This window comes from Castellaniella sp. (assembly GCF_036379515.1).
GTDB lineage: Bacteria > Pseudomonadota > Gammaproteobacteria > Burkholderiales > Burkholderiaceae_B > Castellaniella.
This window is the reverse complement of the sequence record NZ_DASVGN010000002.1, coordinates 61,665-75,766: the sequence shown is the minus strand read 5'-3', so window position 1 is coordinate 75,766 and position 14,102 is coordinate 61,665. Positions and strand designations below refer to the sequence as shown.

The following is a 14,102-nucleotide window of genomic DNA, read 5'->3' as shown; positions in this document are numbered from 1 at the left end:
GTTTTTCACGTCGTTGAACAGAGTGACTTATGAGCCCGATTGTCGAAGAAGATAGGCAGATTCTGGATTCCTCCTCCGATGCCTTCGTGGGCATGGATGCCCAGGGTCTCATCACCGAGTGGAATCGTGCAGCCGAAACCATGTTTGGCTGGGACCGGTCCGAAGCCCTGGGCCAGCGGGTGTCAGACACCATTGTGCCGGCCGGACACCGGCGGGCCCATGAAAACGGGTTCAGACATTACCTGTCCACAGGCAAGGCGCGTTCCATCGGTGAGCCGTGTCTGGTGTCTGCCGTGCGGCGTGACGGCAGCGAGTTCCCGGTCGAGCTGACTCGCTGGACGCTCGAGCGCAGCGGGGTAACCCAGTTCTACAGTTTCATCCGCGATGTGACCGAGCGGGAGCGACGTAAGCAGTTGCTTGAAAAGCAGGCGTATTACGACGATCTCACCGGGCTGCCCAACCGCAGGCTGCTGCTGGCGCGGCTTGAAACCTTGCTGGTTCGCGTCGATGGGCATAGTGCGGCGGTCGAGGAAGGGCTTGCGACGCTTTTCGTCGATCTGGATCACTTCAAGCGCATCAACGACAGTCTTGGGCACTCGGCGGGTGACCGCGTGCTGGTTCTGGTGTCCGAAAGATTGCGTTCGGCCGTCAGGCCTGCAGACATTGTGGGCCGGCTCTCGGGCGATGAATTTCTGGTGCTCTGTCCCGGTGTCACGACTTTTGACGATGCCTGCTCGATTGCAGATCGCATCTTTGCAGCCATCGCCCCGGCCGTCGATCTGGGCACGGATAGCGTTTTTCTGACAGCCAGCATTGGGGTGGCGCTGGCGTCGCAAGACGACGATGCCGAGACCCTACTGGGGGCTGCCGACAATGCCATGTATCACGCCAAGGTGGACGGACGCGGGCATTCTGTGTTGTTCGATCCCGAAATGCGTCGCGAAATCTCGTCGCGCCTGCGGCTCGAAAACGAGCTTCGTGTGGCGCTCGCCGAGCGTCAGCTGCGGGTGTACTACCAGCCCATCGTGTCGGCAGACGGAGCTGGCGTGGTGGCGGCCGAAGCGCTTCTGCGTTGGGAGCATCCCGAACGCGGCTTGCTGCTGCCGGCAGAATTCATTCCGGTGGCGGAAGAAAGTGGCCTCATCGTCTCCATCGGGCAATGGGTGTTCGAAGAAGTCTGCCGCCATGCCCGTGATTGGATTGCGGCAGTTCGAAGCGATGTGCAGCTTTATTTGTCGGTGAATCTGTCGGCTCGCCAACTTGCGCAGGCCGACATCGTCACCATGGTGCAGCGAACGCTCGCGGAAGCAGCACTGGATGCGTCACGCGTGCAGTTTGGTTTCGAAGTCACCGAAAGCGTGGTGATGCGTGATCCGGTTGCGACGGCCGATGTTCTGCGCCAATTGAGAAGCCTGGGTGCTCATCTTTCCATTGACGACTTTGGTACCGGCTATTCGTCGTTGGCCTATCTCAAGAACCTGCCGGTGGATACGCTGAAGATTGACCAATCCTTCATCGCCAAGGTGGCAGAAAGCGCGGTCGACTTTTCCATCGTGAAGGCGATTACGGATTTGGCACGTGCCCTGAGCCTGACGGTCGTGGCTGAAGGCGTGGAGACGCAGCCTCAGGCGGAAGCCGTACAACAGGCCGGCGTCGATTTGATCCAGGGATTCCTTTATTGGCGTCCCCAGCCCCTGGACGCGTTGATACGACGTTTTGGTGGTTCGCCATCGTCTCCTACAACGGGCGGCGAAGCACGCGGGCATACCAGGTAAATAGCAGCAGGGCGGCGACGGCAAGGCCGGCTGCAGACATCATCCACATGGTTGCCGCCCCCACGGGGGCGCCCGGCATGATCCAGAGCGCCAATGGCGCAAGCTGGCCTGTACCTGGGCCGTAGGCCAGCCACCAGCCGCCAACGAGCCCGAGCCCGCCCAGGGCCGCAATCTGCAGAACAAAGGGTACGGTGGCGACTTTGTAGGCTCGCAGCAGGTACGCCGCGGTGCAGTGCATGGCATCGCAAAAGTGAACGATGGGTGCTATGTGCAAGAGGGCCAGCGCGAGGAACGCGACTTCTCGTTCGTTCGTGTAGGCGCGCACGATCCAGCCCGACGCCAGAAGAAGAAACACACCCGTGAGCGTTGCGCCCAAAATCACCAGGCCGATTCCCTGGAGCCCGGTGTGGCGCGCTCGCGAGGCATCACGGGCTCCCACGGCTTGTGCCACCTGAGAGGCCGAGGACAGGCTCAATGACATGGGGATCATGTAGCAGAGGGCGATGAGGTTGGCTAGAATTTGCTGCGCGCCACTGGCGTATAGCCCGTCGCGGGCAACGAGCAGCGTCATGAAACTGAAGGCGCAGATCTCGACGAGATAGGAGCCCCCCATCGGGAGTCCGAGCCTGAGCAGCTCCTTCTGGGCGGCCAGGTTTGGGCGGCCAAGGCGCAACGACAATGCCTTGAAGGCAGCACGGGACCGTACCATCCAGAGGCCTGCTCCGAGCATGATCCAGTTGGTCAGCAGCGTGGCCACACCCGCACCCACGGCCCCCAGCGCGGGAACGCCCAGGCCACCGAAGATGAACCACAGGTTGAACACCAGCTTGAAGCCCACACTGCTCAAGTTGATGAACATGATCTCACGCGTGTGCGAGATGGCGGTTGCTGTGGCGTAGAGAGTGCGAAAGACCAGTGCGGCGGGGAGCGCGCCTGCCAGGGCCAGCAGGTAGCCCGCGACCAACCGTCGGACTTCCGGCTCGACATTTCCCGACAACGAAAGCCACAGCTTTGGGAAGAGCATGGTGCTGGCGCCCAGTGCGGACAACCCCAATGCCAGCCAGATGCCTTGGCCCCAGGCCCTTCCTGCTTCGGTCAGCCGCCCGGCGCCAAAATGTTGGGCAATGATCGGAATCAGCGCGTGCACGACCCCCATCAAACCAATGAAGACGGTAATGTAGATCGAAGCCCCCAATGCCATGGCCTGCAGATCCGCCGCGCTGGTGTGGCCCACCATGGCGGTGTCCATTGCCGCAAATACCGTGGCTGCCCATGAAGTGATCAGAATCGGCCATGCTTGCTGCAGAATGCTGCGCCAGGGCGAAAGATGGCCGGTAGCAGTAGGAACAGTCATGGGGTCCTTTGACGAGAGTGCATATCTTAAGCTCTACTGAACCTCCATTCTTTTCTGAACAAGAGGCTCAGGTGGCAGAAGCGGTGCATCGCATGGATTCTGGCAGGCTCGAGGCTTTCACCGATGGCGTCATGGCCGTTGCGCTGACGATCATGGTGTTGGAGCTCAAGCCGCCGTTCGCCCCCGATTGGCGGGCATTACTAGGCCAATGGCCGGTGGCCCTGAGCTATGTGCTGAGCTTCATCTATGTCGGAATCTATTGGAACAATCATCATCACCTGATGCGCGTGACGGACGGCATTCGCGGCCGTGTGCTGTGGGCCGGGACGTGAAAGGCTGGATCTCTGCCGTGCTGTATGTGGTGGCACTGCTTGTGGCGGAGTGGCAACCTTACGTATCCTGCCTGTTGTACGCCGTGGTCGCCGCCATCTGGTTCGTACCCGACCGCCGCTTTGAACGGATGGCGATGCGGTAATGGGGCATCAGAATGAAAAGAGCCGGCTGCTTGCGACAGTCGGCTCAGATTCTGTATTTGGTTGCGGGGACAGGATTTGAACCTGTGACCTTCGGGTTATGAGCCCGACGAGCTGCCAGACTGCTCCACCCCGCGTCTGGAGGTGAGACTATAGCAAGTCTGCGAAAATAATGCAAGCAAAGTCCTGGAGTTCACGATAAAATGACGGAAACGGAAATCCTGCGGGTGCTAGAAGCCGCCTTGTTGTGTGCAGAGGCGCCCTTATCGGTTGCCAGTTTGCGTACCTTGTTTGAAGACGCAGTTTCCGCAGACGATGTCCGCCGCCATCTGGCTGCATTGCAGCTCGATTGGCAGGAGCGAGGGCTCCAGTTGGTTTCATTGACTGGCGGCTGGCGTTTTCAAAGCCGCCCAGACATGCAGCGTTATCTGAGGCGCCTGAATCCCGAAAAACCGCCTCGTTACTCTCGTGCCGTACTCGAGACGCTCGCAATCATTGCGTGGCGTCAACCCGTGACACGCGGAGATATCGAAGACATTCGCGGGGTGACGGTTTCCAGCCAGATCATTCGTTCACTGGAAGACCGGGGCTGGATCGAGGCGCTGGGCTACCGCGATGCGCCTGGGCGGCCCGCCCTTTTTGGGACTACCCGCCGCTTTCTGGACGATCTTGGCCTGAAGGCGTTAGACGAATTGCCTGCTCTGGATACCGAGGCACCGGGCGATGCTCTGGATGCCTTGCTGCTGGATACCCGCAATGATTTGCAGCCGCCTGATGCGGCTACTCACTAGATTTTTTAAAACATTTGTGTAGGAGTCACTGAACCCCATGACAGCAGAACTCGAAACGCCGCCGCATACCGAGGTCGTCGACTCTGTCGGAGCCAAGCCGGCCGCCGAAGGGCGCAACAACCGGTCGCGGGGACGCAAGCTGCGCACCCCATTTCGCCGTCGTCGGGGAGATGCTGCCGCTGATTCTGCTGCAGGGGAGCGTGAGACGGAGCTGGTCGACGCGGGAACGCCCGAAGAAGCCGATCGCGCCTTGTCTTTCTTGCAAGAGGTGCACCCGGCGGGCCATCACCTGGGCCAATACATGAATAGCGACGCGCTCACGCCAAAGTTGCACAAGGTGCTGGCCGACGCGGGCATAGGTTCACGGCGCGACATGGAAGAGTTGATCATTGCCGGTCGTGTGTCGGTGAATGGCGAGCCTGCCCACGTGGGGCAGCGGGTTGGGGCCAACGACAAGGTGCGTGTCAATGGGCGCCTGATTTCCCGTCCGAAGACCGACAGGCTCCCTCGTGTCATTCTTTATCACAAACCGGCGGGCGAAATCGTCAGCCACGACGACCCGGAAGGCCGCGCCACGGTGTTTGCGCGTTTGCCCCGCATTCGCAGCGGCAAGTGGCTGTCGGTGGGGCGCCTCGATCTGAATACCGAAGGCCTGCTCATCTTGACCACCTCAGGCGACCTGGCCAATCGCCTGTCGCATCCTCGCTATGGTGCCGAGCGCGAATACGCCGTGCGTGTGCTGGGTGAACTGGGTGACCAGCAAAAGGCAGATCTCACCACGGGGGTCGAACTCGACGATGGTCATGCTCAGTTCAATTCACTGGACTACATCGGCGGAGAAGGCAGCAACCGCTGGTACCGGGTCACGCTCAGCGAAGGTCGCAACCGGGAAGTCCGGCGGATGTTCCAGTCGGCTGGCGTGACGGTGAGCCGCCTGATCCGGACCCGCTTTGGCGACGTCGTTCTGCCGTCGAACCTGCGCCGTGGGCGTTGGGACGAGCTTTCACCCGAGCTGGTGGGGGCGCTCATGGTTCAGCTGGGCCTGGTTCGGTCAGTGGATGATGATGCAGAAGAGCAGGTCGAACGCCAGCCGCTTTCTTACGCGAGCGCACTGCCGCCAGGTTTTGGCACGCCGGGGCGCAATGGTCAGAATGGCGCGCGCCTGAACCGCCGTGGGCGTGTGTCGGGCGGACGTGCTGACCGCATCGACCCTTTCACAACGGGGCTTCTCATCAGTGGGGGGTTGGCCAATGGGCATCCGGATGCGGGTAAGCACAGGTCTGAGTCGCGTTCCGACAAGCCCTCGCGCCCTCCGCGTCATGGGCGTCCGTCACGTGACGATGGAGCCGAGCGTCAGGGTGCGCGTGGCAATGGCGCGGCACACAAGCCGACCCGCCGTGGGAAAAAGCCTCAAGGGGGCACTCCCCGGGGTGACGCGCCCAGGGCTGACGCTCCGGTGGCTGCTGCGCATAGCCCCAAATCTGCCAAGCCAGGGCGCCGACCGCCCAGGCCTCGCAAGAATGGTTCGACCGAGCATCAGCCCAATGGTGCGCATGCGCACGAATCCCAGTTGGGTCGTGTGGGCCGCACGCGCCGATAGGTGGAATGGCGGCGATATGCTGTTATAATGCAAGGCTTTACGGCGTTTGATGCCGTACTTACCGGGGTGTCCACCGGGAAGACAGGGGCTGGCAGGACAGCCCCTTTTTTATGGAATTTATGGCTGATATCCAGGCTGTGACCCAACAGGCATTGTTGGGCTTTGATGTGGAACTGGTCGACGTAGAACGCGCGCCCTTGGGGGTTTTGCGTGTGGTGATTGATCGTCCCGACGGGGTGCGCATTGAAGACTGCGAGCAGGTCTCGCATCAGTTGTCGCATGTCTTCGAAGTCGAAAACATCGATTACAAGCGGCTCGAGGTCAGTTCGCCGGGCGTGGATAGGCCTTTGCGCCGTGTGGCCGATTATGTTCGGTTTGCTGGGCAACGCATCGAGCTGCGGCTGTCTGAAGCCGTCGACTCGCGCAAGGTGTTCACGGGTATTTTGCGAGTTGTCCAGGAAGGCGACGCGCCGCAATTCAGTCTGGAATACGAAGATCAGGCAGGTGGGCCTCAGACGCTGCCGTTTTCTTTTGACGATGTGGATCGGGCTCGGCTGGATCCTGTTCTTGATTTCAAGGGTAAGAAGCGATGAGTCGCGAAATTCTGCTGTTGGTCGACGCCCTGGCGCGTGAAAAAAACGTCGAACGCGATGTGGTGTTCGGCGCGCTTGAAAGCGCCCTGGCATCGGCCATGAAAAAGCGCTTCAAGGAAGACGTGGATATTCGCGTGTCCATCGACCGCCAGACGGGCGAACACGAAGGGTTCCGTCGTTGGCTGGTGGTTCCCGACGAGGCGGGTCTTCAGGAGCCTGATGCGCAAGAACTCTACACGGATGCTCAGGACATCGTTCCTGGCATTCAGGTGGGCGAATACATCGAAGAGCCCCTTGAGCCCGTCGAGTTTGGCCGTATTGGCGCTCAGGCTGCCAAGCAGGCCATTCTCCAGAAGATCCGCGATGCCGAGCGTGAGCAGGTGCTCAACGACTTCCTGGACCGCGGTGAAACCATCGTTTCAGGGACCGTCAAGCGCCTGGATAAGGGCGATGCCATTGTCGAAATCGGCAAGGTCGAGGCGCGCCTTCCACGCAGCGAGATCATCCCCAAAGAAAACATCCGTGCCGGCGATCGTGTGCGGGCCTGGGTGTTGAAGATCGATTACGCGGCGCGTGGACAGCAGGTCATTCTGTCGCGCACGGCGCCCGAGTTCATTCGCGAGTTGTTCGAAAACGAGGTCCCTGAAATCGAACAGGGGCTGCTCGAAATCAAGGCGGCTGCCCGAGACCCGGGCGTGCGCGCCAAGATCGCAGTGGTCGCGTACGACAAGCGGATCGACCCCATCGGCACGTGCGTCGGCATGCGCGGCTCCCGCGTCACGGCTGTCCGGAACGAGCTGGGTGGCGAGCAGGTCGACATCGTTCTGTGGGCCGATGATCCCGCAGAGTTTGTCATTGGTGCGCTGGCGCCTGCTCACGTTGAGTCCATCCTGATCGACGAAGACAAGCACGCCATGGACGTGGTGGTCGATGAAGAGAACCTCCCCAAGGCCATTGGCGCACGCGGTCAGAACGTCCGCCTGGCCTCTGAGCTGACAGGCTGGCAGATCAACATCATGACGCCAGAAGAAAGCCAGCACCGTCAGGACACCGAGCGCACGACATTGCGGCAGGCCTTCATCACGAAGTTGGATGTCGACGAAGAAGTCGCTGACATCTTGATCGACGAAGGCTTTACCGGCCTCGAAGAGATCGCTTATGTGCCGTTGCAAGAGCTGCTGGACATCGAGGCCTTTGACGAAGAAACCGTCAACGAGCTGCGCACCAGGGCTCGCAATGCGTTGCTGACCGAGGCCATCGCTCAAGAAGAGCGTGTGCAGACAGCGCGTGACCTGCTCGAGATCCAAGGCATGGATCCTGCGCTGGCCGCGAAACTGGCCGAAAACCATATCACCACGCTGGACGATCTGGCCGAACTTGCCGCCGACGAGCTGTCGGAACTCACGGGCTTGCCCGAAGAGGCCGCCAGCGACATGATCATGCAGGCGCGGGCCCACTGGTTCGAGGATGACAAGGCGTAATGCCAGGTCTCCCGCAGTGCCCCGTCCTTTGAACGTAGAAGAGAGAGTCGAATGCCGAGTAACACAGTCGCCCAATTCGCCGAAGAACTGAATATGCCCGCCCAGGTCCTGCTGGACCATTTCCGTTCCGCGGGCGTGGAATTGGATTCGGTGAATGCGGGCCTGACCGAGGCCGACAAGAGCGCCTTGCTGGAATCGCTCAGGCGTTCGCACGGCTCGGACGCGGGCAAGAAGGTCGTATTGACCCGGCGCAAGACCTCCGAGATTCGGCAGGCCGACAGCTCCGGGCGCTCTCGGACCATTCAGGTCGAGGTCCGCAAGAAGCGAGTCCTGGTCAAGCGGGATCGCCCCGAGGCTCAGGAGCCGGTGCATGAAGAGCACGTCAAGACGGATTCGGTGACTGAAGCCGCCGAGCCTGCTGTGGCCCCTGTGGTGGCGTCAGCCCCCGAGGTTGCCCCTGCGGTGACTGGCGGTGCCGCCCCGGTGGCCGAGCCCTCGCCCGGTGCTGCCGAAGCGTCGCATAAAGAACCTGTCGCAGCCTCGGCTGAAGTGCCGGTGCCCGAAGAGGCACCGACTGAATCAGCCGAGCCTGAAACTGCAGCGCCTATCGATCCGCCGGCGTCACAGACGCCTCCAGCGGACGCGCAACCCATTGAAACAAAGCAGGAAATTGTGAGCGAAACCCCTGTCGTCGAAGTGCCACAGGCCTCTGCGCACGCAGCGGATTCCATTCCGCCGTCGTCCGCCGAAAAGGCAGTTGGTTCTGGCGCGGCTCCGCATGCGGAGCCCCTGCATGAAACACGGCGTGCGGCTCCGGCGGGCATCGCCGTGGCGGCCCCTCGGGCGACACCAGGTAAGGCACGCCGTGCCCCGGCAGACTCGGACCGTGATCGTGCGCGCCGTGCTGCTGAGGCCGAGGCCGCGGCATTGCGCGAGATGATGCGCCAGCCGCGCAAGGTGCTTCGCGCTCCCGAGCCGGAGGCTGCCGCAGCCGGTACCCTGCATAAGCCGGGCACCAAAGTGGCGGGCAAGAAAGACGCCGAGGGCAAGAAGACCATCAAAACCACCGACGTTTCGTCGAGCTGGTCCAACGATGGCCACAAGAAATCCAAGGCCGAGACACTCTCGCCGGGGGCAGGCCGGGATGCATGGCGCTCCAGCAGCAAGCCGGGCCGAGGCGGAAAGGGCGGGCGTGGCAAGAATCGTCGGCAGGCCGAGCATCACGAGCCGCAACAGGTCGAATTCATCGCTCGCGAGATTCACGTGCCCGAGACCATCTCGGTAGCCGACCTTGCGCACAAGATGTCGGTAAAGGCAGCCGAGGTCATCAAGCACCTCATGAAGCTGGGCCAGATGGTGACCATCAACCAGGTCCTGGACCAGGAAACGGCCATGATCGTGGTCGAAGAACTGGGCCATACCGCCATTGCAGCCAAGCTGGACGACCCCGAGGCTTTCCTGGCCGATACCGAGGTCGCAGACGAGGCAGAACTCCTGCCGCGTGCGCCGGTCGTCACCGTCATGGGCCACGTCGATCACGGCAAGACCTCTTTGCTGGATTACATCCGTCGCACCAAGGTTGCCACGGGCGAAGCGGGTGGTATCACTCAGCACATTGGTGCCTATCGAGTAAAGACCAATCGCGGCGAAGTCGCCTTCCTGGATACCCCGGGCCACGAGGCCTTCACAGCCATGCGGGCCCGCGGCGCCCAGGCGACCGATATCGTCATCCTGGTGGTGGCAGCTGACGACGGCGTCATGCCGCAGACCAAAGAAGCCATCCACCATGCGCGGGCTGCCAACGTGCCCCTGGTGGTGGCGATCAACAAAATCGATAAACCCGAAGCCAATCTCGAACGCGTCAAGCAAGAATTGGTGGCCGAAGAGGTTGTGCCTGAAGAATACGGCGGCGATGTGCCGTTCATCCCCGTATCGGCCAAGACCGGCCAGGGTATCGACGAGCTGCTCGAGAACGTATTGCTGCAGGCCGAAGTCCTCGAACTGAAAGCCCCTGTCGATGCGCCTGCCAAGGGGGTCGTCATCGAGGCCCGGTTGGACAAGGGGCGCGGTCCGGTGGCCACGATCCTGGTTCAGAGCGGTACATTGCATCGGGGCGATGCGGTGCTGGCGGGCGTGGCTTCGGGCCGTGTGCGCGCCATGCTCAACGACACTGGCAAGCCGACTCACTCGGCAGGCCCGTCTACGCCGGTCGAGGTGCAGGGGCTGGCCGAAGTGCCGGCTGCTGGCGACGAGGTCATGGTGCTCGCCGACGAGCGCAAGGCACGCGAGATTGCGCTCTTCCGTCAGGGCAAGTTCCGGGACGTGAAGCTGGCGCGTCAGCAGGCTGCCAAGCTCGAATCCATGTTCGACAACATGGGCGAGGGCACGCGCTCACTGGCTTTGATCGTCAAGACCGACGTCCAGGGCTCGCAAGAGGCGCTGGTGCAGTCTCTGCTGAAACTGTCTACCGACGAAGTACGGGTGCAGGTAGTGCACGCTGCTGTGGGTGGCATCTCTGAAAGCGACGTCAATTTGGCGATTGCATCGAGCGCCGTCATTATTGGCTTCAACGTGCGTGCGGATGCCTCGGCCAAGAAGCTGGCAGAATCCAACGACATCGACTTGCGTTACTACAACATCATTTATGATGCGATCGATGACGTCAAGAACGCGCTTTCAGGCATGTTGGCGCCCGAAAAACGCGAAGAAGTCATTGGCCTGGTCGAGATCCGCGAGATCTTCACGGTCTCGAAGGTCGGCAATATTGCAGGTTGTATGGTGCTCGAGGGTCTGGTTCGACGCGACTCGCAGGTCCGGTTGTTGCGCAATCATGTGGTGCAATGGACGGGCTCGCTGGATTCACTGCGCCGCTTCAAGGACGACGTCAAAGAGGTCAAGTCCGGATTTGATTGCGGCCTGACGCTGCGGGGCACCAATGACATTGAAGTCGGGGACCAGCTCGAGGTCTTCGAAATCAAGGAAATCGCTCGTACCTTGTAAATTATGGGTCGTCATAAGTCCAAACCAAATCCCGGTCGCAATACGCGCTTGGCCGACCAGATTCAGCAGGATCTGGCGGGCCTGGTGCAGCGCGAGCTGGATGTGTCCCGTGCCGGGCTGATCACACTGACCAGTGTCGATCTGTCGGCCGACTATGCCCACGCGAAGGTGTATTTCACGGTATTGGGCGCTGAACCTGTCGTGGCGGCTGAAGCCCTCAACGAAAAGGCGGGCTGGATGCATTCGCAGTTGTTCAAACTGCTGCATATCCATACGGTGCCTACGTTGCGTTTCGTCCATGACGTCCATCTGGCACGCGGCCTCGAACTCACGCAGCTGATCGATCGGGCCAATCGCCCCCAGGCGGGCGTATCGGACATTCCCGAACTCGAAGACCCGGACGGTCAGCCCTGACACGGGCGGTCGTCACTCATCTGGACGGATAGAACGATGGCTTCCCGACGCGGGCGATTGCTCGATGGCGTCCTGTTGCTGGACAAGCCAGAGGGCCTCTCCAGCAATCATGCGCTCCAGCGAGCAAAACGGACGGTCGATGCCCGCAAGGCAGGGCACACGGGGACGTTGGACCCGTTTGCGACCGGCTTGCTGGTGTGCTGCTTTGGCCGTGCCACCAAGATTTCTGCTCGCATGCTCGAGGCCGACAAGACCTACGAGGCAACCCTGAGCTTCGGCGAGGAAACCGACAGCGGCGACCTGACCGGCGAGATCGTCGCCCGAGCTGGCACGGGCTTCGCCGGGGTGGATCCGGAGCAGCTCGAGGCCGTGCTGGTTGAGTTTCGCGGCGAGATTGAGCAGATTCCCCCCATGGTTTCCGCCCTGAAGCGCGACGGCAAACCCCTGTACGAGTACGCCCGCCAGGGGATTGAACTCGAGCGGCCGCCGCGCCAGATTACGATTCATGCGCTGGATTTGCTGACCTGCGCCGGACGGTCAGCACGCGTGCGGGTGCATTGCAGCAAGGGCACTTACGTGCGTACGCTGGCGCAGGACATTGGCCGCCGCCTGGGGTGTGGCGCGCATTTGTCCGCGTTGCGCCGCACGACGGTGGGCCCTTTTTCGATCGAACAGGCGGTGGGGCTCGAAGCCCTGCAGGCCATGGCGGTGCCGGAACAGGCGCTGCTTCCCCTACATGCCCTACCGGACGGTTTGCGCCCGGCAGACATTTTGACCAAGGAAATTTTATGAAGCGAGCTTTGCGCAACGTGGCCATCATTGCTCACGTGGACCACGGCAAGACCACGCTGGTGGATCAGCTGCTGCGCCAATCAGGAACCTTCCGCGACAATCAGCAGGTGTCCGAGCGCGTGATGGATTCCGGCGATATCGAGCGCGAGCGCGGGATCACGATTCTTGCCAAGAACTGTGCCGTCGAATACGAAGGCAATCACATCAACATCGTCGACACTCCGGGACACGCGGACTTCGGGGGTGAGGTCGAGCGTGTGCTTTCCATGGTCGATGGCGTGTTGTTGCTGGTGGATGCCGTCGAAGGTCCCATGCCGCAGACTCGCTTCGTGACGCGCAAGGCGCTGGCGCAAGGCCTCAAGCCGATTGTGGTGGTGAACAAGGTCGATCGTCCGGGGGCTCGGCCAGATTACGTAGTCAATGCAACCTTTGACTTGTTCGACAAGCTGGGTGCCACGGAAGAACAACTCGATTTTCCCGTGATCTACGCCTCGGGTCTGAATGGCTACGCGGGGTTGACCCCAGACGTGCGGTCGGGAGATATGCGCACTTTGTTTGAGGCCATCCTCGAATACGTGCCTCAGCGCGAAGATGACGTTGAAGGTCCTCTGCAGATGCAAATCATCTCATTGGATTACAACAGCTACGTGGGCAAGATCGGTGTGGGCCGCATCAATCGCGGCCGATTGCATGCCGGGCAAGATGTGACCGTGCAATTTGGGCCCGAGGGTGAGCCCATCAAGGGACGGGTGAACCAGGTGTTGCGTTTTCAGGGGCTGGAGCGTGTGCTGGTCGACAGCGCCGAAGCGGGTGATATCGTGCTCATCAACGGGATTGAAGAGATCGGCATTGGCTGCACGCTCATGGATCCTTTGGCTCCTGAACCCTTGCCGCTGCTGAAGATCGATGAGCCCACACTGACCATGAACTTCATGGTGAATACATCGCCTTTGGCGGGCCGTGAAGGCAAGTTCGTGACCAGCCGGCAGATTCGCGACCGCCTGCAACGTGAGCTCAAATCCAACGTGGCCCTGAGGGTCAATGACACCTCTGACGATACCGTGTTCGAGGTCTGTGGCCGGGGTGAGCTGCACCTGACCATTTTGCTCGAGAACATGCGTCGTGAGGGCTACGAACTGGCCGTTTCACGCCCCCGCGTCATGTACAAGGAAATCAACGGCGTGCGTCAGGAGCCCTACGAGCTGCTGACCGTGGACGTTGAAGATGCCCACCAGGGCGGCGTGATGGAAGAGCTGGGCCGGCGTAAGGCCGATCTGCAGGATATGCAACCGGATGGTCGTGGTCGTACGCGCCTGGAATATCGTGTTCCGGCTCGGGGCCTGATTGGTTTCCAGAGCGAGTTCCTGACGCTGACGCGCGGAACCGGGATCATGAGCCACGTATTCGACGAATACGGTCCGGTGCGCGAAGGCGGCGTGGGCGAGCGGCGCAATGGGGTGTTGATCAGCCAGGACGACGGCACGGCCGTGGCCTACGCGCTCTGGAAGTTGCAAGAGCGCGGCCGCATGTTCGTGTCCCCCCAGGACCCGGTCTACGAGGGCATGATCATCGGTATCCACTCGCGTGACAACGACCTTGTGGTGAACCCCATCAAGGAAAAGAAGCTCACCAACGTGCGGGCTTCTGGCAAGGACGAGCACATCGACCTGGTGCCGCCCATTGAGCTGAACCTGGAATACGCCGTCGAGTTCATCGCCGATGACGAGCTGGTCGAAGTGACGCCGAAGTCCATCCGCCTGCGCAAGCGCTACCTGAAGGAATTCGAGCGCCGTCGCAGTCTGCGCGGAGACGGCGTCTGAGCAGGAGTG

9 protein-coding genes, 1 tRNA gene and 2 pseudogenes are annotated in these 14,102 nt (G+C 61.3%); 10 read left to right on the top strand and 2 right to left on the bottom strand.

The window, feature by feature from the left end:
- Nucleotides 1-29: 29 nt before the first annotated feature.
- Nucleotides 30-1,775 (top strand): putative bifunctional diguanylate cyclase/phosphodiesterase, encoded by a 1,746-nt coding sequence (locus VF285_RS00395; protein WP_346950629.1) that lies wholly within the window; start codon nucleotides 30-32, stop codon nucleotides 1,773-1,775.
- Here the strand turns inward: VF285_RS00395 and VF285_RS00390 are convergent.
- Nucleotides 1,738-3,129: an MATE family efflux transporter gene (locus VF285_RS00390; protein WP_346950628.1), complete on the bottom strand. Its 1,392-nt coding sequence runs from the start codon at nucleotides 3,127-3,129 to the stop codon at nucleotides 1,738-1,740. The two genes, VF285_RS00395 and VF285_RS00390, sit on opposite strands and share 38 nt — an antisense overlap.
- A gap of 92 nt (nucleotides 3,130-3,221) precedes the next feature.
- Here VF285_RS00390 and VF285_RS00385 point away from each other — a divergent pair.
- A pseudogene (locus VF285_RS00385) lies at nucleotides 3,222-3,604 on the top strand (TMEM175 family protein).
- A gap of 58 nt (nucleotides 3,605-3,662) precedes the next feature.
- On the opposite strand, the gene VF285_RS00380 reads toward VF285_RS00385, so the two are convergent.
- Nucleotides 3,663-3,739: transfer RNA gene (locus VF285_RS00380), tRNA-Met, on the bottom strand.
- 66 nt (nucleotides 3,740-3,805) lie between these two features.
- On the opposite strand from VF285_RS00380, the pseudogene scpB reads away from it, so the two are divergent.
- From scpB to typA, 8 genes and pseudogenes are all read left to right on the top strand, one after another.
- Nucleotides 3,806-4,342, top strand: a pseudogene (gene scpB, locus VF285_RS00375) (SMC-Scp complex subunit ScpB); the annotation flags it as partial.
- Between the two features lie 88 nt (nucleotides 4,343-4,430).
- Nucleotides 4,431-5,993, top strand: coding sequence for a pseudouridine synthase (locus VF285_RS00370; RefSeq protein WP_346950626.1), 1,563 nt, complete (start codon nucleotides 4,431-4,433; stop codon nucleotides 5,991-5,993).
- A 119-nt stretch (nucleotides 5,994-6,112) separates the two neighbouring features.
- Entirely contained in the window at nucleotides 6,113-6,586 is a 474-nt protein-coding gene (gene rimP / locus VF285_RS00365) for a ribosome maturation factor RimP (RefSeq protein WP_346950625.1), read from the top strand.
- Nucleotides 6,583-8,067, top strand: a complete 1,485-nt coding sequence (nusA, locus tag VF285_RS00360) for a transcription termination factor NusA (RefSeq protein ID WP_346950624.1) — start codon at nucleotides 6,583-6,585, stop codon at nucleotides 8,065-8,067. Before rimP ends, nusA begins: the two co-directional genes overlap by 4 nt.
- A 51-nt stretch (nucleotides 8,068-8,118) precedes the next feature.
- On the top strand, nucleotides 8,119-11,067 hold the full coding sequence (infB, locus tag VF285_RS00355) for a translation initiation factor IF-2 (protein ID WP_346950623.1): 2,949 nt from the start codon (nucleotides 8,119-8,121) through the stop codon (nucleotides 11,065-11,067).
- Nucleotides 11,068-11,070: 3 nt separating this feature from the next.
- A complete protein-coding gene (rbfA, locus tag VF285_RS00350; protein WP_346950622.1) occupies nucleotides 11,071-11,481 on the top strand; it encodes a 30S ribosome-binding factor RbfA in 411 nt (136 codons plus the stop codon).
- Nucleotides 11,482-11,517: 36 nt separating this feature from the next.
- Nucleotides 11,518-12,273: a tRNA pseudouridine(55) synthase TruB gene (truB, locus tag VF285_RS00345; protein ID WP_346950621.1), complete on the top strand. Its 756-nt coding sequence runs from the start codon at nucleotides 11,518-11,520 to the stop codon at nucleotides 12,271-12,273.
- The gene (gene typA / locus VF285_RS00340; RefSeq protein ID WP_346950620.1) at nucleotides 12,270-14,093 is read left to right on the top strand and encodes a translational GTPase TypA; all 1,824 of its coding nucleotides are present in this window, start codon (nucleotides 12,270-12,272) and stop codon (nucleotides 14,091-14,093) included. The genes truB and typA overlap by 4 nt, the downstream gene beginning before the upstream one ends.
- The last annotated feature ends 9 nt before the right edge of the window (nucleotides 14,094-14,102 follow it).

Coding starts and splice junctions, on each gene's coding strand:
- VF285_RS00390 (WP_346950628.1), bottom strand. CDS start 3,129: ATGACTGTTCCTACTGCTACCGGCCATCTTTCGCCCTGGCGCAGCATT.
- nusA (WP_346950624.1), top strand. CDS start 6,583: ATGAGTCGCGAAATTCTGCTGTTGGTCGACGCCCTGGCGCGTGAAAAA.
- infB (WP_346950623.1), top strand. CDS start 8,119: ATGCCGAGTAACACAGTCGCCCAATTCGCCGAAGAACTGAATATGCCC.
- typA (WP_346950620.1), top strand. CDS start 12,270: ATGAAGCGAGCTTTGCGCAACGTGGCCATCATTGCTCACGTGGACCAC.
- VF285_RS00370 (WP_346950626.1), top strand. CDS start 4,431: ATGACAGCAGAACTCGAAACGCCGCCGCATACCGAGGTCGTCGACTCT.
- rimP (WP_346950625.1), top strand. CDS start 6,113: ATGGCTGATATCCAGGCTGTGACCCAACAGGCATTGTTGGGCTTTGAT.
- VF285_RS00395 (WP_346950629.1), top strand. CDS start 30: ATGAGCCCGATTGTCGAAGAAGATAGGCAGATTCTGGATTCCTCCTCC.
- truB (WP_346950621.1), top strand. CDS start 11,518: ATGGCTTCCCGACGCGGGCGATTGCTCGATGGCGTCCTGTTGCTGGAC.
- rbfA (WP_346950622.1), top strand. CDS start 11,071: ATGGGTCGTCATAAGTCCAAACCAAATCCCGGTCGCAATACGCGCTTG.